Source organism: Flagellimonas algarum, assembly GCF_040513375.1.
Taxonomy (GTDB): domain Bacteria; phylum Bacteroidota; class Bacteroidia; order Flavobacteriales; family Flavobacteriaceae; genus Flagellimonas_B; species Flagellimonas_B algarum.
In genome coordinates, this window is record NZ_JBEVTG010000001.1 from 1,068,843 (window position 1) to 1,088,999 (window position 20,157).

22 protein-coding genes are annotated in these 20,157 nt (G+C 46.3%); 13 read left to right on the top strand and 9 right to left on the bottom strand.

What is annotated here, in order from left to right:
• Position 1 precedes the first annotated feature (1 nt).
• Entirely contained in the window at positions 2-3,097 is a 3,096-nt protein-coding gene (locus ABV409_RS04900; protein WP_353876429.1) for a UvrD-helicase domain-containing protein, read from the bottom strand.
• Between the two features lie 117 nt (positions 3,098-3,214).
• Between ABV409_RS04900 and ABV409_RS04905 the strand changes: the two genes are divergently transcribed.
• Positions 3,215-3,823, top strand: a complete 609-nt coding sequence (locus tag ABV409_RS04905; protein WP_353876884.1) for a superoxide dismutase — start codon at positions 3,215-3,217, stop codon at positions 3,821-3,823.
• A 655-nt stretch (positions 3,824-4,478) separates the two neighbouring features.
• On the opposite strand, the gene ABV409_RS04910 is transcribed toward ABV409_RS04905, so the two are convergent.
• The 4 genes from ABV409_RS04910 to purN are packed head-to-tail and all read right to left on the bottom strand — an operon-like array spanning position 4,479 to position 8,585.
• Complete coding sequence (locus ABV409_RS04910) at positions 4,479-6,377, bottom strand: amidophosphoribosyltransferase (RefSeq protein ID WP_353876430.1); 1,899 nt, start codon at positions 6,375-6,377, stop codon at positions 4,479-4,481.
• 41 nt (positions 6,378-6,418) lie between these two features.
• Entirely contained in the window at positions 6,419-7,345 is a 927-nt protein-coding gene (locus ABV409_RS04915) for a PfkB family carbohydrate kinase (RefSeq protein ID WP_353876431.1), read from the bottom strand.
• 39 nt (positions 7,346-7,384) lie between these two features.
• On the bottom strand, positions 7,385-8,020 hold the full coding sequence (locus tag ABV409_RS04920; RefSeq protein WP_353876432.1) for a ribonuclease H1 domain-containing protein: 636 nt from the start codon (positions 8,018-8,020) through the stop codon (positions 7,385-7,387).
• Complete coding sequence (gene purN, locus ABV409_RS04925) at positions 8,013-8,585, bottom strand: phosphoribosylglycinamide formyltransferase (RefSeq protein ID WP_353876433.1); 573 nt, start codon at positions 8,583-8,585, stop codon at positions 8,013-8,015. The genes ABV409_RS04920 and purN overlap by 8 nt, the downstream gene beginning before the upstream one ends.
• A 158-nt stretch (positions 8,586-8,743) precedes the next feature.
• On the opposite strand from purN, the gene ABV409_RS04930 reads away from it, so the two are divergent.
• The 5 genes from ABV409_RS04930 (at position 8,744) to pyk (ending at position 13,082) form a co-directional block, all read left to right on the top strand.
• Positions 8,744-8,977: an acyl carrier protein gene (locus ABV409_RS04930; RefSeq protein WP_010519573.1), complete on the top strand. Its 234-nt coding sequence runs from the start codon at positions 8,744-8,746 to the stop codon at positions 8,975-8,977.
• Positions 8,978-9,075: 98 nt separating this feature from the next.
• Positions 9,076-10,326 carry a beta-ketoacyl-ACP synthase II gene (gene fabF, locus ABV409_RS04935; protein WP_353876434.1) on the top strand — a complete coding sequence of 417 codons (1,251 nt, stop codon included), beginning with the start codon at positions 9,076-9,078 and terminating at the stop codon, positions 10,324-10,326.
• A gap of 15 nt (positions 10,327-10,341) precedes the next feature.
• Positions 10,342-11,076 carry a ribonuclease III gene (gene rnc / locus ABV409_RS04940; RefSeq protein ID WP_353876435.1) on the top strand — a complete coding sequence of 245 codons (735 nt, stop codon included), beginning with the start codon at positions 10,342-10,344 and terminating at the stop codon, positions 11,074-11,076.
• A gap of 114 nt (positions 11,077-11,190) precedes the next feature.
• A complete protein-coding gene (locus ABV409_RS04945; protein WP_353876436.1) occupies positions 11,191-11,652 on the top strand; it encodes an IPExxxVDY family protein in 462 nt (153 codons plus the stop codon).
• A gap of 2 nt (positions 11,653-11,654) precedes the next feature.
• The gene (gene pyk, locus ABV409_RS04950; protein WP_353876437.1) at positions 11,655-13,082 is read left to right on the top strand and encodes a pyruvate kinase; all 1,428 of its coding nucleotides are present in this window, start codon (positions 11,655-11,657) and stop codon (positions 13,080-13,082) included.
• On the opposite strand, the gene ABV409_RS04955 is transcribed toward pyk, so the two are convergent.
• Positions 13,079-13,600, bottom strand: coding sequence for a PAS domain-containing protein (locus ABV409_RS04955; protein ID WP_353876438.1), 522 nt, complete (start codon positions 13,598-13,600; stop codon positions 13,079-13,081). The two genes, pyk and ABV409_RS04955, sit on opposite strands and share 4 nt — an antisense overlap.
• A gap of 177 nt (positions 13,601-13,777) precedes the next feature.
• Here ABV409_RS04955 and ABV409_RS04960 point away from each other — a divergent pair, with 177 nt between their 5' ends.
• The 4 genes from ABV409_RS04960 to ABV409_RS04975 all read left to right on the top strand — a co-directional run bounded on the left by ABV409_RS04960 (position 13,778) and on the right by ABV409_RS04975 (position 15,879).
• The gene (locus ABV409_RS04960; RefSeq protein ID WP_353876439.1) at positions 13,778-14,626 is read left to right on the top strand and encodes a helix-turn-helix domain-containing protein; all 849 of its coding nucleotides are present in this window, start codon (positions 13,778-13,780) and stop codon (positions 14,624-14,626) included.
• A gap of 89 nt (positions 14,627-14,715) precedes the next feature.
• On the top strand, positions 14,716-14,886 hold the full coding sequence (locus tag ABV409_RS04965) for a hypothetical protein (protein WP_353876440.1): 171 nt from the start codon (positions 14,716-14,718) through the stop codon (positions 14,884-14,886).
• A 33-nt stretch (positions 14,887-14,919) separates the two neighbouring features.
• Positions 14,920-15,468, top strand: coding sequence for a carboxymuconolactone decarboxylase family protein (locus ABV409_RS04970; protein ID WP_353876441.1), 549 nt, complete (start codon positions 14,920-14,922; stop codon positions 15,466-15,468).
• Between the two features lie 33 nt (positions 15,469-15,501).
• Entirely contained in the window at positions 15,502-15,879 is a 378-nt protein-coding gene (locus ABV409_RS04975; protein WP_353876442.1) for a plastocyanin/azurin family copper-binding protein, read from the top strand.
• A gap of 44 nt (positions 15,880-15,923) precedes the next feature.
• Here the strand turns inward: ABV409_RS04975 and ABV409_RS04980 are convergent, their stop codons facing one another.
• Positions 15,924-16,502 carry a TetR/AcrR family transcriptional regulator gene (locus tag ABV409_RS04980; RefSeq protein WP_353876443.1) on the bottom strand — a complete coding sequence of 193 codons (579 nt, stop codon included), beginning with the start codon at positions 16,500-16,502 and terminating at the stop codon, positions 15,924-15,926.
• Between the two features lie 91 nt (positions 16,503-16,593).
• Positions 16,594-17,700, bottom strand: a complete 1,107-nt coding sequence (dinB, locus tag ABV409_RS04985) for a DNA polymerase IV (RefSeq protein WP_353876444.1) — start codon at positions 17,698-17,700, stop codon at positions 16,594-16,596.
• A gap of 27 nt (positions 17,701-17,727) precedes the next feature.
• On the opposite strand from dinB, the gene ABV409_RS04990 reads away from it, so the two are divergent.
• The 3 genes from ABV409_RS04990 to ABV409_RS05000 all read left to right on the top strand — a co-directional run bounded on the left by ABV409_RS04990 (position 17,728) and on the right by ABV409_RS05000 (position 19,361).
• Entirely contained in the window at positions 17,728-18,207 is a 480-nt protein-coding gene (locus ABV409_RS04990) for a CYTH domain-containing protein (RefSeq protein WP_353876445.1), read from the top strand.
• Entirely contained in the window at positions 18,195-18,686 is a 492-nt protein-coding gene (locus ABV409_RS04995) for a YciI family protein (RefSeq protein ID WP_353876446.1), read from the top strand. The genes ABV409_RS04990 and ABV409_RS04995 overlap by 13 nt, the downstream gene beginning before the upstream one ends.
• Positions 18,687-18,761: 75 nt before the next feature.
• Positions 18,762-19,361, top strand: a complete 600-nt coding sequence (locus ABV409_RS05000; protein ID WP_353876885.1) for a lysoplasmalogenase — start codon at positions 18,762-18,764, stop codon at positions 19,359-19,361.
• A gap of 66 nt (positions 19,362-19,427) precedes the next feature.
• Here ABV409_RS05000 and ABV409_RS05005 read toward each other — a convergent pair whose 3' ends face one another.
• The gene (locus ABV409_RS05005) at positions 19,428-20,156 is read right to left on the bottom strand and encodes a DUF6090 family protein (RefSeq protein ID WP_353876447.1); all 729 of its coding nucleotides are present in this window, start codon (positions 20,154-20,156) and stop codon (positions 19,428-19,430) included.
• Position 20,157: the final 1 nt, after the last annotated feature.

Below are 20,157 nucleotides of genomic sequence, written 5' to 3' on the forward strand. Positions count from 1 at the left end.
TTTATACCAATAAAGGGTTCACCGTTTCGTTTAGATAAACCAAGATTTTGTGTTCGACAAAGTACCCCATTTTTGTAAGAATATCGGCATAGGTTTCGATTTGATTTCTATGCGAGGGTGAGGCCTCGCCCGTTTTGTAGTCGATGACCGTTGCCCGCTTTCCAAAGAAGACCATCTTATCCGGCCGTAAGACATTACCATCCTCAAGTAACAACTCGCGCTCATTGTAAACTTCCAGGCCTTCGGTAAAGAAGGGTGCCAAGGTAGGGTGAACGATCACTTCCGTAAGGATGTTTCGGATTATCCCTAACCGATCATTGGGCACCTGGAATCTGTTGAGCACGGGCTCCAAATCCGAAACCGAATATACATCCCCTAGCATACGGTGTAGCAAACTGCCGTGTTCTAGGGCTTCTTGACGTGTAGCGGTCACCTTTTCGGAAGTGGCGACCCAGGCATTGAAACGATCTTGATTCGCAAGGGTATATATATAAGGTATAGGTGTAACGGCTTCAGGAGAATGGGTTGGTGCCTTGTTCCTGCTCAGTTGACCGAATCGATACGATGGGGTACCGGGCTCATATCGGCCTTGTGTTTTGACAAAACCTTCGAAAAGTTGGGCATAGCCCATACTGCCGCTGTTTTTCGGTGAAGGCTGGGTTGAGATCACAAAAAGGCCTTTGATGGCCCTGGTACAAGCCACGTAAAGGACATTAAGATCATCTAACTGCGACTTCCATTGTTCGACTTTGGCGATTTCGGCAATCGATTCAGAGACTTCGGGTAGTTCTTTTGAAGCATTGACAAGAAATTCATCGAAACCTTCGAATTGTTCGGATGCTAAGGGAACCCATAATTTTTTCGCTTTTTTCCGATCGGCGATGACCGTATCGGCATACGGAAAAATCGTAAAGGGGAACTCAAGGCCTTTTGCCCTGTGGATGCTCATGATCCGAACCGCCGCTTTTCCCTCGAGGGTGGGCAATGCCAGTTGATCTTTATTCCGATCCCAATATTGAAGGAATCCATAGAGGCTATCAGTCGTTCGGTTCGGAAGGGCAACCTCATCAAGTAAGGCGTTGATATAGGCATTCGAATCTTGGATCAAATTGAATTTTAGGATGGCCTCTTCAAGAATATCCAAGACTTCTTTCGACCCGACTTTTGCGAGGTCGAACCCATAAACGGTTTTCAAATGATCCGGAAGGATGGGCAAGGTCTCAGCAATGAAGTCGTGGACTTGGTGATGGGCTTTCGCTAAAAAACGCAATAGATCGAATCGGACTTCCATTTCAGAAGGCGCTTGGATCAATCGCAACAAACCGACCAAAAAGAGCACTTCTTGGCTGTTTTTCAGCAATAACGAATCGGCGGTGATGACCGGTATCCCCTTTTCAATCAGGGAGTTCGCCAAAATGGGACCCCGCCTGTTTTCACGGATCAAAATACAGATGTCGTGGAGCGCATGGCCCAAATCGAGCAGATGGGCAATTCGGTCTGCAACTCTTGCGAGATGGGGATCTTCAGTGTTCTCAGGGTCGGCACCCACGAAATTCAGTTCAACATAGCCGCCTGGGCGACCGTTCGATTCTTGAAAGGTGGTTTGACTGAAAAGAGCGCGATGTGAAGGGGATTCGAGTTGTTCGGCCACCCCTTTGAAAAAGTTGTTGTTAAAATCGATGATCTCATCATGACTGCGCCAGTTCGTTTTCAATACCGTGATTTGGGGATCGAGCTGAAACGGATTTTCCAACGATTGGTTCAAGGCCAAGAATTGCTCGGGATCGCCCCCTCGCCATCGATAGATCGATTGCTTCACATCGCCCACGAGAAGTAATGATCCCGGTTCACCACGCTCATCCTCGCTTTCAAGGGCATTGGCGATAAGTGGTATCAAGTTGTTCCATTGCAATTTGGAGGTGTCTTGGAACTCGTCGATGAAGTAGTGCCGGAACTTTTCGCCCAGGCGTTCATAGATGAAAGGGGCAGGTTGTCCTTTGATCTGTTTTGAAATGAGGGAGTTGAATTCCGAGATCGGAAGGATGCCGTTTTCAATTTTGATCTTCTCGACCATTTTCCCGATTTCGGATAGCAAGGCCAACGGAACCAAGTTCTTTTGGCAATTCATCAGAAACGCCAAGGTGTAGTGACTTTGTTTGATGGAATTGAAAATATGCGTTAATCGAGGATGCAAGGCATCCAGCTTGGCCTTGATAGGTTCAGGTTTACTTTTGGCATACAGGGGCTGGGAGTCGAATTCTTGTTTCCATACGGCTTTGAAATCGATTTGAAAGTTCCCGTTATTGATGGTCTCCATGAACTTTGGGAAGGCCCCCCGATTGAAGTCAGAGGCCTCGAGTCCATTTTCATCGATGAGGGCCAAGGCTTCTTCGGCCCAATTTCGCATTTGTTGTTGCAAGGTCTTGACGCGTTCAGCCAGCTTTTTTCTGAGGGCGATGAATCGTGCCAATCCTTTTTGCTGTATAAGGGCCAATGGGCCTTGATGGTTTTCTTGAAAGAGGATTTTGCCCATGGCTTCCAAATCGAAAGCGATGTTCCAGCTTTTACCCTGCTGGATCTTTTCAAGTGAAAACTCCAGCAACAGTCTAGTGACGTCCATATCCTCACCGGAAGCTATCAGTAAATCGTTCACCGCTTCCTGCAACAGGCGCTCAACGTTCAATTCGACCTCGAAATTTTGGGCGACCCCGAGATCCCGGGCAAAGGTCCTGATGATCCTATGGTTGAACTTGTCAATGGTCGATACCTCGAAAAACCCGTAGTTGTGGAGTAAGGATTTTAAACTGTATTTGGCTTTGGCCCGAAGGGCTTCATCGGTCAGGTCAAGTTCTTTTTTGACTTCATCGAACATCGACCTGTTCTTGGCAGGTAGTGGGTCTTGCCCGAAGGCGAAAAGATTGTGGAGGATCCGTTCTTTCATTTCGGCCACCGCCTTGTTGGTGAAGGTTATGGCCAAGAGTTCCCGATAAGGTTGTTGCCCTTGTGGCCGCAATAGTTTGACCAGATAGGTTTTGGTCAATTGGTAGGTTTTACCGGAGCCGGCCGAAGCATTGAAAATGAGGAACCTTTTATCCACTAAGAGTTTATTGCAAAGTACGGAATCTTATCAGGTTGTTAACAAATCTTTTAGCAAGCCTTGTTTGTTAAAACTGTATTTTTGTTGAACATAGTACTAACTAAATATATCGATATTATGGCTTTTGAATTACCAAAACTTCCCTATGCTTATGATGCATTGGAACCCCATATCGATGCCCGGACCATGGAAATACACCATACCAAGCATCACAATGGATATACCACCAAATTGAACGGCGCGATCGCCGGAACCGATCTTGAAGGAAAGGATATCGAAGCGATCTTGACGGATTTGGATATGACCAACGGAGCCGTTAGGAACAACGGCGGTGGGTTTTACAACCATTGTCTTTTCTGGGAAGTGATGTCTCCCAATGGAGGAGGGCAGCCTAGTGGTGCATTGGCCGATGCCATCAACACCGCCTTTGGTTCGTTCGATGCGTTCAAAGAGAAATTCAGTGCTGCAGCAGGTACCCGTTTTGGATCAGGATGGGCTTGGCTGTGCGTCAACAAGGGAGGAAGTGTCGAAGTTTGTTCGACCCCGAACCAAGACAATCCATTAATGCCGGGAGCCGGTTGTGATGGCCATCCGATTTTAGGTCTTGATGTATGGGAACATGCCTATTACCTAAATTATCAAAACAGAAGACCCGATTATGTCGCGGCATTCTTCAACGTAATCGACTGGGACAAGGTTTCAGCAAATTACGAAGCCTCGAAGTAAGATTTCCGATATCTTATTGTAAGAAATTAAACGCAGCATTTTGCTGCGTTTTTTATTGGTGCATATTGGGATGACCCCAATAGAAAAGGGCGGGAAAGCTCCCACCCTTTTCGTCCCAAATCTTACCATAAACTTAACCTACTTATGCTATGGCAAAACTAAATTACTGGTATTGTGGGAAATAACAAAAGAATTTTAGGAAATTTTTGAAGGGAGAGAGACCGCAATGAAGCCAAAAGGAATCGAATTCGAAGGATAATTCGTTGGCTTTCAAACATAAAGAAGGCGGATAGATATCCGCCTTCTTTCCCCAAATCTTACCATGAACTTAACCTACTTATGCTATGGTTCTCCAAATGTATCCCAAGGCCGGGGATCCCTGAATTCTTTTAGACAAAAGCCCTTTAATTCAGTTGAAATACACACCAAGAAAATTGGACTATAATTTGTTGGGAAAAGGAGTACAACGAATGAGGAAAAACGAAGGAAAATAAAAAAGGTGGAGATTGCTCCACCTTTTTTGCCCCAAATCTTACCATGAACTTAACCTACTTATGCTATGGTAGACTTAAAAGTAATCCGGTTCGCTCTCGAAATGTTAAAAACACGGTGAAAGGTTTGTTTTCATCGACAAAACACCTAAAATGGTGAATTTTCAATATGCTCGTTGATTTTTACCCTCGTAAAAGTTGATAAACGCCCTATTTACGACCCGGTTTCCTCCAGGTGTTGGGTAGTCTCCGGTAAAGTACCAATCCCCTAAATTTTTAGGACATGCAGCGTGCAGATTCTCTATAGTCTGGTAGATGATCTGGACTTCGGCTCCGATATCCGGTGGACTTAGGATTTCTCCGATTTTCGCTGAGATTTCCTCTGCGGTAAAGGGTGCGTATAGCTCTTTCACATGGTTGATGACATCCTTGTCTTTCGAATCTCGTTGTTCGAGGCATTTGGCGTAGATCGAATCGATGACCGAAATCGTGTTGCGATCTTTATGGAGCTCTAGAGCTGCCTTAAAAGCGACGAAATCTTCAAGTTTCGCCATATCGATCCCATAACAATCCGGATAGCGTATCTGTGGCGCAGAAGAGACGACCACTATTTTCTTGGGATGCAGTCGATCCAACATCCTAAGGATGCTTTTTTTCAAAGTGGTGCCCCTAACGATACTGTCGTCGATGATCACTAGGTTGTCATCTTCACCAACCGACCCGTATGAGATGTCGTAAACGTGGGCCACTAGGTCGTCACGGCTGCTGTCTTGGGTAATGAACGTACGTAGTTTTGCGTCTTTTATGGCTACTTTTTCAATACGTGGTCGTTCTGCCAATATGCGATGCAGCTCTTCTTTGGTCATGTTCGGACCCAAAGCGAGAATCTGTTCCTCTTTTCGCTTGTTGAGGTAGTTCTGTGCTTCTTTGACCATTCCGAAAAACGAAGTTTCGGCCGTATTTGGGATATAAGAGAACACGGTGTTTTTGAGGTCGTTGTCGATAGCTTTCAAAATATCGGGAAATACCAATTTGCCCAGAAGCTTGCGTTCTTCATAGATCTCAAGATCGCTTCCCCTTGAAAAATAGATGCGTTCGAACGAACAGGCTTTGCGTTCACGGGGTTCCAATATTCGGGAAACCGACACTTTTCCGCTCTTCTTGATGATCAGGGCATGGCCGGGTTCCAACTCTTGCACGGCGTCGTAATCCACATTGAATACGGTTTGTATGGCCGGCCGCTCCGAAGCGACGACTACCACTTCGTCGTCTTGGTAATGGTAGCAGGGGCGAATACCCGAAGGATCTCGGAGCATGAAAGCATCCCCGTGGCCCATCATTCCGCCCATGGTATAGCCACCGTCCCAATTCTTGGATGATTTCCTCAGGATCTTGGCAATGTTCAATCGCTCGGCGATATGGGGTGAGGCCTCTTTTTTGCTGTACCCTTCTTTTTTGATCTCTTTATAAAGTTTGGCTACGGCATCGTCCAAAAAGTGCCCGATTTTCTCCATGACCGTTATGGTATCGGCCATTTCTTTGGGGTGCTGCCCCAAGTCGACCAAGTTGTCGAACAACTCATCGACATTGGTCATATTGAAGTTGCCCGCCACGATTAGGTTACGGTGCATCCAATTGTTCTGCCTTAAGAACGGGTGCACGCTTTCAATGCTGTTCTTTCCGAAGGTACCGTATCGAACATGTCCCAAAAGCAATTCACCGATGTAGGGGATGTGTTTTTTCTGCATTTGCACATCGTCCCAATATTGTGGATGATCGGCAATGGCATTGTTGATGCGATCGTTGATCTGGGCGAAAATATCCTGTATGGGTTGTTGCTTGCTCGAACGCACCCTACTCATGTAACGTTCCCCAGGGGCCATATCCAATTTGATGCTCGCAAAACCAGCGCCGTCTTGACCACGGTTGTGCTGCTTTTCCATCATGAGGTACATTTTGTTTACCCCGTAAAATGCGGTCCCGTATTTCTCTTTGTAGTATTCCAAAGGTTTTAACAACCGGATCAATGAAATACCGCACTCGTGCTTAATGGCGTCGCTCATGTAATAAAATCAAAAAAGCCCTGACGGATCAGGGCATATTGTTATTCCAATTCGATATTGAATTGCGTCAATTCCTTAAACTGTTGCAACCTCGAATCGACTTCCTCCTTTTCTAGCCGTTCCATGCGTTCGGTACCGAAACGTTCGACACAGAACGAGGCCAGGTTCGATCCGTAAATAATGGCGTTCTTCATGTTCTCGAAAGAGATGTTGCTCGTACTTGCCAAGTATCCGGCAAACCCACCCGCAAAAGTGTCGCCGGCACCGGTCGGATCGAAAACCTCTTCCAACGGCAGGGCAGGGGCAAAGAAAATATTCTCATCCTTGAACAATAAGGCGCCGTGTTCCCCTTTTTTGATCACCACATAACTTGGACCCATGGTATGGATTTTTTGGGCGGCCTTCACCAGGGAGTATTCGCCGGTCAATTGGCGGGCTTCCTCATCATTGATGGTAATGACGTCGATTTTTTCGATAACGGCCAATAGTTCGTCCCAAGTGTTGTCCATCCAAAAATTCATGGTGTCGAGGATGATGAGTTTCGGCCGGGTTTCCATCTGCTCGATAACCCCCAATTGGATGTTAGGATGCAGATTGCCCAATAGCACGATATCGGCGTCCTTAAAGTGATCGGGTACGATCGGGTCGAAATCGGCGAGCGTATTCAATTCGGTCACCAAGGTATCCCTTGAATTCAAATCGTTGTGGTATTTCCCTTTCCAATAAAAGGTTTTGCCCCCTTTGACGATTTCAACGCCGCTAAGGTCAATGCCCTTGTTCTTCAATAGATCGAGGTAACTGCCTGGAAAGTCTTCACCAACGACCGAGACGATGGCCGATTCGACTTTGAACTGGGCAGCGGCCAAGCCGATAAAGGTAGCGGCACCGCCTAATATTTTACCTGTTTTCCCAAAAGGGGATTCAATCTCATCGAAGGCCAAGCTGCCAACGATCAAAAGTTTGCCCATCCGTTCAAATTTGCTGCAAATATACCGTAATAAAATGAACTATTTCCTCCCAAAATCAGCAGGTATTTCACCCCAAGCCTTGGTCTCCCATTTCACCACCGGCGTCTTGTACGAATTGGATTTCAACCAGGCTTCCGCTCTTTTGATGAGGGTGAAGACATCGGCGTTTTTGGCATTGGGTACAAGTTTGGTCTTGCACTGTTTTTTACGGACCCAACCCATGGCGATTCGCGAATCGGTGTAAACCAGGCGATCACTGTCTTGCTTTTTCAAGAAGGCCAAGGCGTGTACGATCGCCAAAAATTCACCGATATTATTGGTGCCTTGTTCAAATGGGCCTTGTTTGAACAACACTTTTTTCGTTCCGGTATCGACACCTTGATACTCCATTTTACCGGGGTTCCCACTTGAAGCCGCATCGACCGATATCGAATGCAAGTTGGGATCGCCGATCTTAAGCAATTCTTCAGGCGTCAATGTTGGCCGTTTTTTAGAACTTCCCTTATACTCGAGATAATTGCCGTTGAATGCCTTCTTTGCTTCATCGAAAGTGGCGAACGATTTGTATTGGGCGCCTTTGAACCCTTCGATTTGCGCCTTGCAGTCTGCCCAAGAATCGAAGATTCCCGGATGTTTGCCTTTCCAGACCACGTAAAACTTTTGCTTTTTAGCCATGGGAGTCCAATAATTCGGCGATGACCTTCGGGTAATAGTTGTATTCGAGTTCGTGGACTTTGGCGGCAATGGTTTCGATCGAATCGCCTTTATCCACTGCGACGCGCACCTGTTCGATGATAGCCCCTTCATCATAGGCCTCGTTCACATAGTGAATGGTAATACCGGTTTCGGTGTCACCACTGTCCTTCACGGCACGGTGTACGTTTTCGCCATACATTCCTTTTCCGCCGTATTGTGGTAGCAGGGCCGGATGGATGTTGATGATTTTTTGTGGAAAGGCGGCTACCATGGCTTCGGGCACCTTCCAAAGGAAACCGGCAAGAACGATCAAATGGGGGTCGATGGCCCCAAGGAAGTCTTGCACCACCGATGATTTCGAAAATGCGTTGCGATCAAAACAAAGCGTAGGAACTTCTAAGCGTTTGCAGCGTTCTAGAACTTTCGCCTTGGGATTATTGGTCAGCACGCAAGTGATCGTAACTGACGGGTCATCATTGAAAAACCTAATGATGTTCTCAACGTTCGATCCCGACCCCGAGGCGAACAAGACGATTTTTTTCATGGGCGGTTTAAGCTATTGCAAAGGCATTCAGTATGGGCGGCTAAGTTAAGTAGCCCACCTATAAATCGGTAATTTACAGTACATTTTATCGACAAATAGTGTATTTAATCCAAAGTTTTATATTTTTGCCAACGATTAAATTTTAAAACGATAATACTATGTCAGACATTGCATCAAGAGTAAAGGCTATCATTGTTGATAAACTAGGTGTTGACGAAAATGAAGTTGTTCCAGAAGCAAGCTTTACCAATGATTTGGGTGCCGACTCTTTGGACACTGTTGAGCTAATCATGGAGTTCGAAAAAGAATTTGACATTCAGATTCCGGACGACCAAGCTGAAAATATCGCTACTGTCGGTCAAGCCATTAGCTATATTGAAGAAGCAAAATAATTGATGATATCTTATTAAAGAGCATAAATTATCCATGCGGAAAGATCCGCATGGATAATTTTTTTTAATTTAAGGGTAAATAGGTTAAAAGTAAAGCTATGCAATTAAAGCGTGTTGTAGTTACCGGATTGGGGGCCTTGACCCCAATTGGGAACGATTTGAAAACCTATTGGGAAGGATTGAAAAACGGTAAGAGCGGCTCTGCCGGAATTACCTATTTCGATACCGAAAAATTCAAAACCAAGTTCGCATGCGAACTTAAGGACTATAACCCCCAAGATTTTTTCGATAGAAAAGAGGCCCGTAAACTAGATCGGTTCGCACAATATGCCTTGGTTTCTTCGGATGAAGCGATCAAAGATGCCGGACTGGACCTTGAGAAGGTCGATAAGTTTCGCGTCGGAGTGGTTTGGGGAGCTGGTATCGGCGGCCTTGAGACTTTTCAAAACGAGGTGGTCGGTTACGCACAAGGGGACGGAACCCCACGGTTCAATCCCTTCTTTATTCCAAAAATGATCGCTGATATCGCCCCTGGCAACATTTCGATCAAGCATGGATTCATGGGACCCAACTATACAACGGTCTCTGCATGTGCCTCTTCGGCAAATGCGATGATCGATGCCCTGAACTACATTCGATTGGGCCACTGTGATGTGGTCGTTACCGGTGGTAGTGAGGCGGCGGTGACCATAGCCGGAATGGGCGGTTTCAACGCCATGCACGCACTTTCGACCAGAAATGAAAGTCCTGAAACGGCATCACGACCTTTTGATGCGACCCGTGACGGCTTTGTTTTGGGAGAAGGGGCCGGGGCCCTCATCTTGGAAGATTACGAACATGCCAAGGCGCGCGGCGCGAAAATATATGCCGAAGTACTCGGTGGGGGATTGTCAAGCGATGCCTACCACATGACCGCACCGCACCCAGAAGGGATAGGGGTCGTACGCGTCATGGAAAACTGCCTAAGAAACGCCGGACTTCGACCTGAGGATGTTGACCATATCAATACCCACGGAACTTCGACACCGCTTGGTGACGTTGCTGAATTGAAAGCGATTTCAAAAGTGTTCGGAGACCATGCCTCTAAAATCAATATCAACTCGACCAAATCAATGACCGGTCACCTTTTAGGTGCTGCGGGTGCCATCGAAGGAATCGCCTCGATATTGGCCATGCAACACAATTTGGTGCCGCCCACGATCAATCACAGTACGGTCGATGAGAATATCGATCCTAATCTCAACCTGACCTTGAACACCGCCCAAGAACGCGAAGTGCGGGTTGCCATGAGCAACACCTTCGGTTTTGGAGGGCACAACGCCTGTGTGTTATTTAAAAAAATGGATTAGAGATTATTTAGCTCAATGAAATTCGCACCCAAAATATTCAGTTCCCATTCGAAATCGGATGGGGATTTTTTTTTGGGGATCAAACGGATCTTGGGCTTTAAACCCAAAGATCTCGACATCTATAAAATGGCCTTCCTCCATCGCTCGATGAACATCAAGGACGAGTTCGGAAACCCAATGAACTACGAGCGCCTTGAGTTTCTTGGCGATGCGATGCTCGGCACGATCATTTCGAAACACCTGTATAATGAGGTTCCCGAAGGGGATGAGGGCTACTTGACCAAAATGCGCTCTAAAATCGTCAGCCGTAAACACCTTAATGAATTGGGGAAAGATCTGGGGCTCCTGGAATTCGTGCAAAGCAGGATACCGAAGTCGCATTTTGGCGAGAACATTCACGGTAATGTATTCGAAGCGGTCGTCGGGGCCATTTATCTCGATAAGGGATATGGGTTTTGCGAACGCTTTATCGGAGAACGGGTGATCGACCCCTATGTCGATATCGAACAACTCGAAGGTAAGGTGATCAGCTACAAGAGCTTGGTCATCGAGTGGTGCCAAAAGCAGAAGAAAGACTTCCACTACGATGTTTATGAAGATACCGGCAATGATGAACTCAAACATTTCGGGGTCAAACTTTCCATCGATGGGCGTGTGATGGCCAAGGCTAGGGCAACTTCGAAAAAAAAGGCCGAAGAAAAGGCTTCACGTCGGGCCTATTTCGCACTTCAACATAAAATCGAGAGTTGATTCATTAAGAAATAGTAAACTCAATCGTTTTCGTAACTCCTTGATTTCGTAAAGAATCACTTCCTTTAGGCAGGTTTATGTATTAATCCTATATTTACAATTCGCAAAATTTTAATGGTAACAACCCACAAGATTTCGGCTGAATTGTATGACGATTCATTTGAATTGATCGCTTTGCACACTGGTTTGGAAGGCTATGCAATGGCCTATCAATTGAACAGTACCGTCGGACTCAGGCTGCATCGTTGTAAGAGTGATATCGAATTCGGGGACCATGCCTTTCCGGTATTCGAATGGCAAGACGATCTTTCTGAAGAGTATTGGGTGTTGTACAAGAACATCGAAAAGACCATGGAAGAAAGTGGATCTATCGGGTTGTTCTCCCAGAGTATGTCGACTAAGACCGTCTATTTGATCGAAGAACGCAAAGAAGTCGACTTTTTCTTAAAAGTGACCTCTGATGACCGATCTAAGGTCAAGGCGGCTTTGAACCGAATCAATACCATTCCAAAAGTGGTGACCGCGTACCAAGTAGAACACGCCTCACTCAAATCAAGAAGAAATTTAATATTGTAAGCATGCCAACTAAAAAGAAAACCAAGATCGTAGCTACCCTAGGTCCGGCGACCAGTAAAAGGGAGGTATTAAAAGAGATGATGGAAGCGGGGGTCGATGTTTTTCGGATCAACTTTTCGCATGCGAATTATGATGATGTCAAAGAGCGGGTCGATTTGATCCGTGATCTGAACAACGAATTGCAGGTCAATACCTCGATCCTTGCCGATTTACAGGGACCGAAATTGCGCGTCGGTGTCATGGGAGGTGAAGTGGTGGTCAGCCCCGGCGACGAGATCCTTTTCGTCACCGGAGAACCTTTTGAAGGTGACGCGGAGCGGGTGTATATGAATTATGATAGTTTTCCACAGGATGTTCGCCCTGGGGAACAGATTTTGCTCGACGACGGAAAGTTGATTTTCGAGGTAGTTTCAAGCAATGGGGAAAATGAGGTCAAAGCGAAAGTGATCCAAGGAGGCCCTTTGAAATCCAAAAAGGGGGTCAACCTACCGAACACCAATATTTCATTACCGGCATTGACCGATAAGGATGTCAAAGATGCCATTTTCGCCATTTCAATGGAAGTCGATTGGATCGCCCTTTCTTTTGTACGATTCAGCCAAGACCTCATCGATCTTCAAAACCTGATCAAAGAGCACTCCGAGCATAAGATCCCGATCGTGGCTAAGATCGAAAAGCCCGAGGCGGTTGAGAATATCGACAAAATCGTTGCTTATTGTGACGGCCTGATGGTCGCCCGTGGTGATTTGGGTGTTGAAGTACCCGCCCATGAGGTGCCCCTGATACAAAAGCAATTGGTGCTTCGTGCCAAAAAAGCCAGGATTCCCGTGATCATCGCTACCCAAATGATGGAGACCATGATCACCAGCCTTACCCCGACCCGGGCCGAGGTGAACGATGTTGCCAATTCGGTCATGGACGGTGCCGATGCCGTTATGCTATCCGGTGAGACCTCGGTGGGGAATTACCCGGTTCAGGTCATCCAGAAAATGACCAGCATTTTGAAAAGTGTCGAAGGATCGAACTTGATCAGCGTTCCGCAGAACCCTCCGCATATCCGAACCAAACGGTACATCACCAAATCGGTCTGTTACCATGCCTCGTTGATGGCCAATGAAATCCAAGCCAGGGCGATTTCGACTTTGACCAATAGTGGCTATACCGCTTTTCAGATTTCGGCGTGGAGGCCTAGTGCGCATATCTTGGTATTTACCTCCAACCGCAGGATTTTGACCCAATTGAACCTCTTATGGGGGGTGAAGGCCTTTTTCTATGACCGTTACGTTTCTACGGATGAAACGATTGAAGATGTGAATAAGATCGCAGCGGAAAAGGGATTCATCACTACAGGAGACATGGTCATCAGCCTGGCGGCCATGCCTATTAAGGATAAGGGTATGGTCAATACGTTAAGGGTGACCGAAATTTAGGCAACCTCTTTCTCGAAAGCGATGAAATTGACCACTTTACCTTTGCGGTCGCGAATAGGCGCACCTTTGATCCAGCATTTGTATGTCGAACCGTCTTTGCGGTAATTCAAGATGACCGCTTCAAAAGGGCGCTTTTCCATCACGTTCTTACGGATATGGGAGGCCGTTTCTTGACAGGTTTCCGCACCTTGGAACATCTTCGGTTTCTTACCGAGGATTTCATCAGGATGGTAACCGTTCATTTTCATGATGTTCGAGGTGGCGTGAACGATATTCAATTCTGGGTCGGTTACCACAACGATATGGTTCTTCTCAAGGATTTCTTTTTCGAATAGCGCACTCTTTTCCCATCGATTTTCTTTGGCGATATCGGAGATAAGGGATACATCCCTTAGGTTTTCGCAAACCGAGGTGAAAGCTTCCGAAAAAATATCCCATCCCAAAACCGGAAGGTTCCGAAAAGGGTGGCTGTCATAGAATCGCTTGGCAGCCCTGTCGTAATGTTGGATTTCCTGCATATTCCATACAATACTAGAAAAACCCCGATGCGCGCGAAAATATTTTTGATTGATTAACAGTTCTGTTTAAATTATTCGACCGAATTGCCTTGGAAGCCCGCTGTAAGAGTAAACAGAAAAATCGGACTAATTCGATGAAATGCAGCATCTTGCTTCTAACTTTTGACTGTAACATCCATGAAACTTGAGTATTACGAGCATCGATTAAACGCGATTTTGGGACTGACCGACGACATTGCAAATGACGTTGACCGCTTTTCGGTACGTGCCAATACGATCAAATTTTTATGGAATAGAAACCCCCAGACGACCACGATCACCATCGACGGGCAACCCTTGGACCTGGCCCCTGATCAGTTGGTAACGGTTACCTACCTTCAAAACGTGTCGTTTGATGAAACCCGGCATCCATTGACGGCATTCGTGTTCAATAGGGAGTTCTATTGTATTTCCGATCATGATCAAGAGGTGTCTTGCAACGGCATCCTGTTCTTCGGAACCCAAGATGTACCGATCATTACCATACCTGCTGGCCAAACGAAACGATTCGAGTTGCTCTATGAGATTTTCGTAGAAGAATTCTCGACACCCGATAAGATACAGGGTGATATGCTGCAGATGTTGTTGAAGCGTTTGATCATTATGAGTACCCGACTCGCCAAGGAACAATTGATCGTAAAGCAATTGGACAACGAGCAGATCGAGGTCATCCGCAAGTTCAATTTTTTGGTCGACATGCATTACAAATCGAAACGCAAGGTGAGCGATTACGCCGAAATGCTCTTCAAATCCCCTAAGACCCTGTCGAACTTATTTTCGATCTACAACCAAAAGAGTCCACAACAGATCATTTTAGATCGCTTGGCGTTGGAAGCCAAGCGGTTGATTCATTTCACGGATAGGCAGAACCAAGAAATCGCCTTCGATCTCGGGTTCAACGATCCTGCCCATTTTAGCCGGTTCTTCAAAAAAATGACCGGCAAAACCCCATCCGAATACCGCGAAAGTCCCGTTTTGGGCGCCTAAGGGAAATTTGGGCAAGCCTTCGGGAAATTCCTCCTAACATCCCGCTTGATCCCCGTTGCATCTTTGTATTGAATTTAAAAACAATAGCAATGAACGCAACACAGCAATCCATTTTCAATCTAATCGCGCTGTTTCGAAGTGCGAAAAAAACGGTTGTACAACCCATTTCCGCTGAACAGCATTGCGAACGCATGCACCATCATGATTTCTACTGTGATGCGGAGAAACCCTTTGTAGAAAAATTAAATCAAAATAAATAGTAACCCGATCTTAATTGATCATAAAGAAAGATTATGAGCACATTCAACGTACCCAAAAGAGCAGAAGTTTCAACAAATAACCAGGCCATTTTCGACACTTTGGAGAAAGCCGTCGGTTTCGTTCCGAACTTGTATGCCACCTATGCCCATTCTGAAAATGCATTGGGAAATTATTTGACCCTTTCGAATGCCAAAACCTCTTTGAGCGCTAAGCAAAAAGAAGTCGTTAACCTTGCGGTGAGCGAAGTGAACCAATGTATCTATTGTTTGTCGGCCCATACCGCCATTGGAAAAATGAACGGTTTTTCCGATGATCAGATCTTGGAATTGCGCGCAGGTCAGGCCTCTTTTGACACCAAGCTTGACGCTTTGGCACGATTGGCAAAAAACATTACCGAGAACAGGGGTGCGACCGATGCCCCGGTCGTCGAGGCTTTTCTGAATGCCGGATGGACCAAGGAAAACCTAATCGACACCATCGTTTTGGTAGGCGATAAGACCATCTCGAATTATTTGCACAAAACAACGAACGTACCCGTTGACTTTCCTGTGGCACAACCCTTGGAAGCCGTCAACGCTTAACAGAACCCAAAAATCATTTAAATACAGTAAATCATGAGAAAAGTAGTTTTAGCGATTTTATTCGTAGTCGGTGTTGCATTCAACACCAATGCCCAAGATAGTATGGCCAAAGTCATCAAACTGGAGCAAACCCCTGGGGAGTTTACCCAGAAAAGCCTAACGGTAAAAGAAGGCACCTATACGTTCGAAATTTCGAATGTTGGCGTCGACCATAATGTAGGATTCGTTTTGGTCAAACAAGGGGATGATATCAGCAAACCCGAAAACCACATCCAAACGGCTTATGTGACCGCTCCGGTCGGTACCGATGAGACCCAAAGTTCAAAACCGACAACCTTGGAAAAAGGGACCTATGTGTATTTCTGTCCTTTGAACCCGACGGCCACCGACAACACTTTGGTGGTAGAATAAAAAGGGATAGCATATTAAAAACCCGGCCATTTGGCCGGGTTTTTTTATGTCAATTTGACTTCGGAAAACAAAGATGGCGCGATGCGTTTGGCCAAATGTATGGGCCAGTCGTTTTTGTGGAGATGACTCTCGGTAATCGCACTTTCGTATAGCATATAAAGCCCGCCGGATATTTTCTCGGTTTCGGCTTTTGAGATGTTGGCGAGGTTATCACCCACCACTTCCCCCAAATAGAGCAAGAGCTCTTTCTTTTGTTGTTGGATGACGGCCAAGATCCGCTCATTGTCAGGCGGCAATTCCCCTAAGGTCTTGATGGCCCAACACCCATGGAAATCGCCTTGGCGATATTGGTCACGGAGGTAGTCGAAAATACCCAAAAGCTTCTGACCGCCCTCCGATTTCCGTGAGATGGTCGTTTTAAGGGCCGTCATGAAAGCGGCATGCCGCTTTTCCAAATAGGCTACACAGATGGCCTCCTTCGATTTGAAATGGTGGTATAAGGTCGCTTTTGCTATTTCGGCTTTGGCGATGATCTCATTGATCCCCGTCGCATTGTAGCCATTGGTGTAGAACAATAGGCTAGCCGTGTCAACGATGTGTTCGGAAACATTGGTTTTTTTCACGTGTGTCGGTCAGTGTTAGCAGAATGGTCTTAAAATTAGGCAAACTTTCAAGCAAACTTTGACATCGGCGGTATTATTTCCCGCATATTCCCTAAAAATCGAATTTCAATTGGACCGAAACCGAATTTTCCGAATGTGGGTTTTCATTTTTCTTATCCTCGGTGTTTAAATTGGCCAGGGAGATACCGAGAAGGCGTACCGAATTCTGAAGGGGGGCCTGATAAAGCAGTTCTTTGGCGATTTCAAGGATGAGGTCACCATTGGCGATGTAATAGGGCAAAGTCTTGCTTCGGGTTTGTAAGGTGAAATCACTGTACTTGATTTTCAAGGTCAATGTTTTTCCGGCGATTTTCGATTTGAGCAAGCGTCTTTCGAGCTCTTGTGCGATATTTTCGAGTTTTCCGAGCATAAAGACCTCACTGCTCAGGTTCTCGCTAAAGGTGCGTTCGGCCCCGACCGATTTCGGAATACGTTTTGGTTTGACCGCACTGTGGTGTATGCCCCTGACCACATGGTAGTAAAACGAACCGCTTTTCCCGAAATGGGTATCCAGGAACTCCAATGACTTTTGTTTGAGGTCGTTTCCGGTGAAAATCCCCAAGCGGTACATTTTTTCGGCCGTGACCTTACCTACCCCATAGAACTTTCGGATATCGAGTGCTTCGAGAAAGGCGATGACCTCTTCCGGGTTAACTGTCTTTTGCCCGTTGGGTTTATTGTAATCGCTGGCGACCTTGGCGATGAACTTGTTAATCGAGATACCGGCAGAGGCAGTCAAACCGGTGGTTTCGAAAATCTTATTCCTGATTTCACTCGCGATCAAGCTCGCTGATGGATTGCCTTTTTTATTTTCAGTGACATCCAAATATGCCTCATCGAGCGAAAGGGGTTCGACCAAGTCGGTATACTCGAAAAATATGTTCCTGATTTGGAGCGACACTTCTTTATAGCGATCGAACCTGGGTTTGACGAAAATGAGTTCAGGGCAGTTCTTTTTGGCCAAATAACCGCTCATGGCGCTTCGTACCCCGAACTTTCGCGCCTCGTAGCTCGCAGCGGAGACCACGCCACGTTTAGACCCCCCACCCACGGCCACCGGTTTCCCTTTCAATTCGGGCCGGTCGTGTTGCTCGACAGAGGCGTAAAAGGCGTCCATGTCGACATGGATGATCTTTCGAAGGGGCACACTCATATCCATACCCAAAATTAGGTTATATTTAGTTGGATGGAACAGTTGGAAATCGAACGGAAATTTTTAGTGAAAACGAAGGGCTATTTAGAAACGGCGATTTCGAAAACGCACATCGTGCAAGGATTTCTCAACACACATCCAGAACGAACGGTGCGGATAAGGATCAAAGGCGAAAAGGGGTTTTTGACGGTAAAGGGGAAAGGAAACCGCTCCGGAACCACCCGTTTCGAATGGGAAAAGGAACTCTCGAAGGAAGAGGCCCTACCCCTTTTGGAACTTTGCGAACCCGTGTTTTTAGAGAAAATTCGGTACGAGGTCCCTTCGGGCCGGCATACGTTTGAAGTAGATGAATTTTTAAAGCAGAACCACGGGTTGGTCGTTGCCGAAATCGAATTGGAAAGCGAAGGAGAACCTTTTGAAAAACCGGATTGGCTGGGTGAAGAGGTCACCGGACAAGTCAAGTATTACAATTCACAACTTAGTAAAATACCCTATTCACAATGGAACGATTAAGCCTAGTGGCACTATTGGTGGTCTTGTTGACCGGCTCGTGTCAAGACCGAACACAAGAACCCAATCCTGCCGAAGTCGTCATCAAAGAAAAGAGCATCGCTACGATGAAGGCCGAATTAACGGAACAAGGCTTCCAGATTTTCGATTATGTCGACGAAGAGACCAAAGACACGGTAATTATGCAACAATACTTTATCGCTTTTTTAAAACGCGGCCCCAATCGCTCTCAAGACCAGGCGGCCTCAGACAGCATACAAGCCTTGCATATGGCCCATTTGGGGCGCATGTACGAAGCCGGGTATGCCGATATTTCAGGACCCTTTGGTGATGACGGCGATATTCGGGGCATTACCATTTACAACGTACCGACTTTGAAGATGGCCGATAGTTTGGCCAATATGGATCCTGCCGTGCAGGCCGGCCGCCTTGAAATCGAGGTGCACCCCTGGTGGGCGGCCAAAGGATTTCCTTTGCGTTGATCGTTCATGGCAACCGGGATGACATCACGCATAATTTGGAACGGGTTAATTGTATTAAGCGCCGTGGTTTCCATTATGTTGGATCATTTTGATAGCGAATGGTACGCCATAAGTAAACCACTGACGACGATTTTGATCATCGTTTTGCCCTTTCTTGGGAACGAGGTGGACACCAAGTTTAGGCGTACGCTCTTCTTGGCCCTTTGCTTTTGCCTTTTGGGGGATATACTCCTTTTAAAGAATGCCTATTTTGTTTTTGGACTGGGCTCCTTTTTGATAGCTCATGTTTGCTTCGCCAAAGGATTTATCGGGTTGGCTGGATTTCAAAGAAACCCTGGTATTGCCGTGGTATTATTGCTAATCGGAATCGGGCTGTACACTTGGCTATACCCTGATTTGGGTGCATTGAAATATCCGGTTGCGGCCTACGTTTCGGTCATTTTGTTCATGGCATGGCAAGGTATTGGGATATACGTCGTGGAAAAAACCAAGGCCTATGCTCTCATCACCCTAGGTACCGTATTGTTCCTGTTTTCGGACAGTATGATTGCCGTGGATCGATTTAAAGCACCTTTTGAACTTTCGGGGATGGTGATTTTGGCCACCTATTGGTTGGCCATTGCTCTGATTGCAAACGCTGCACTGCTCATTTCAACAAGCGATCAAAAAAAGTAAGGGCAAAAAGCGTGTCCCTTTCGAACGCTTGCCGTCGATTGAATTAAGGGAAGCTACTTCGGATATTCACTTCGCGATTTGGGCTTCGTTCCAATAATCGGAGGTCATCTCTATCATGGCCGTTAAATGCGCATGCAATCGCCTGACATCCTCCCCTTCGATACACCATCGGTACCGGCCGATTTTTTCACCGATCCGACTTTGTAAACCCCTGAAGTCAAAGCCTTCCGTGGTCGGGCTTACGTGTTCGGGATTTGGAAAGTGATCGGCAGCCCATTCCGTAATGCCATAGCCATACTCCCAAGCCATACGTTCTTCCTCTTTGTAATCTTTGATGACATCATCCCAACTTACGATCAATTTGCGCAAACTATCGTTTTGAATGAGGTTTAGATCACCCGAATTGATGATCGATCGTATAGTGCCTTGGTAAGGGTCGAAAGAAGGGCAATATAAAAAATCACGGAAGTTGGTTAAGAAGGCCTTTTGTTGGACCTTCTCCGAGTCCAAAGGAAATTCGGTGGCTATGGTTTCCCCGGCATTGACCAATACGAGGATGTTTTGCTGTACTTCGCTGAATTGTTTTAGGTTGTCTTGCATCTCCACATTCATCTGCTGGATCAAAAACCGTTCACGATCCCGGTCCAATCGATCGGTATTCCAATTATTGATCTGCAGGGCGATCAAGATCCCGATGACCACTAAGATGATTTCACCCAGGGCATACAAAAGGTATTTTGAGAATTGCTTCTCAGAATACAAGGATTGACGGATACGGCGGAAAAACTTCAGCATC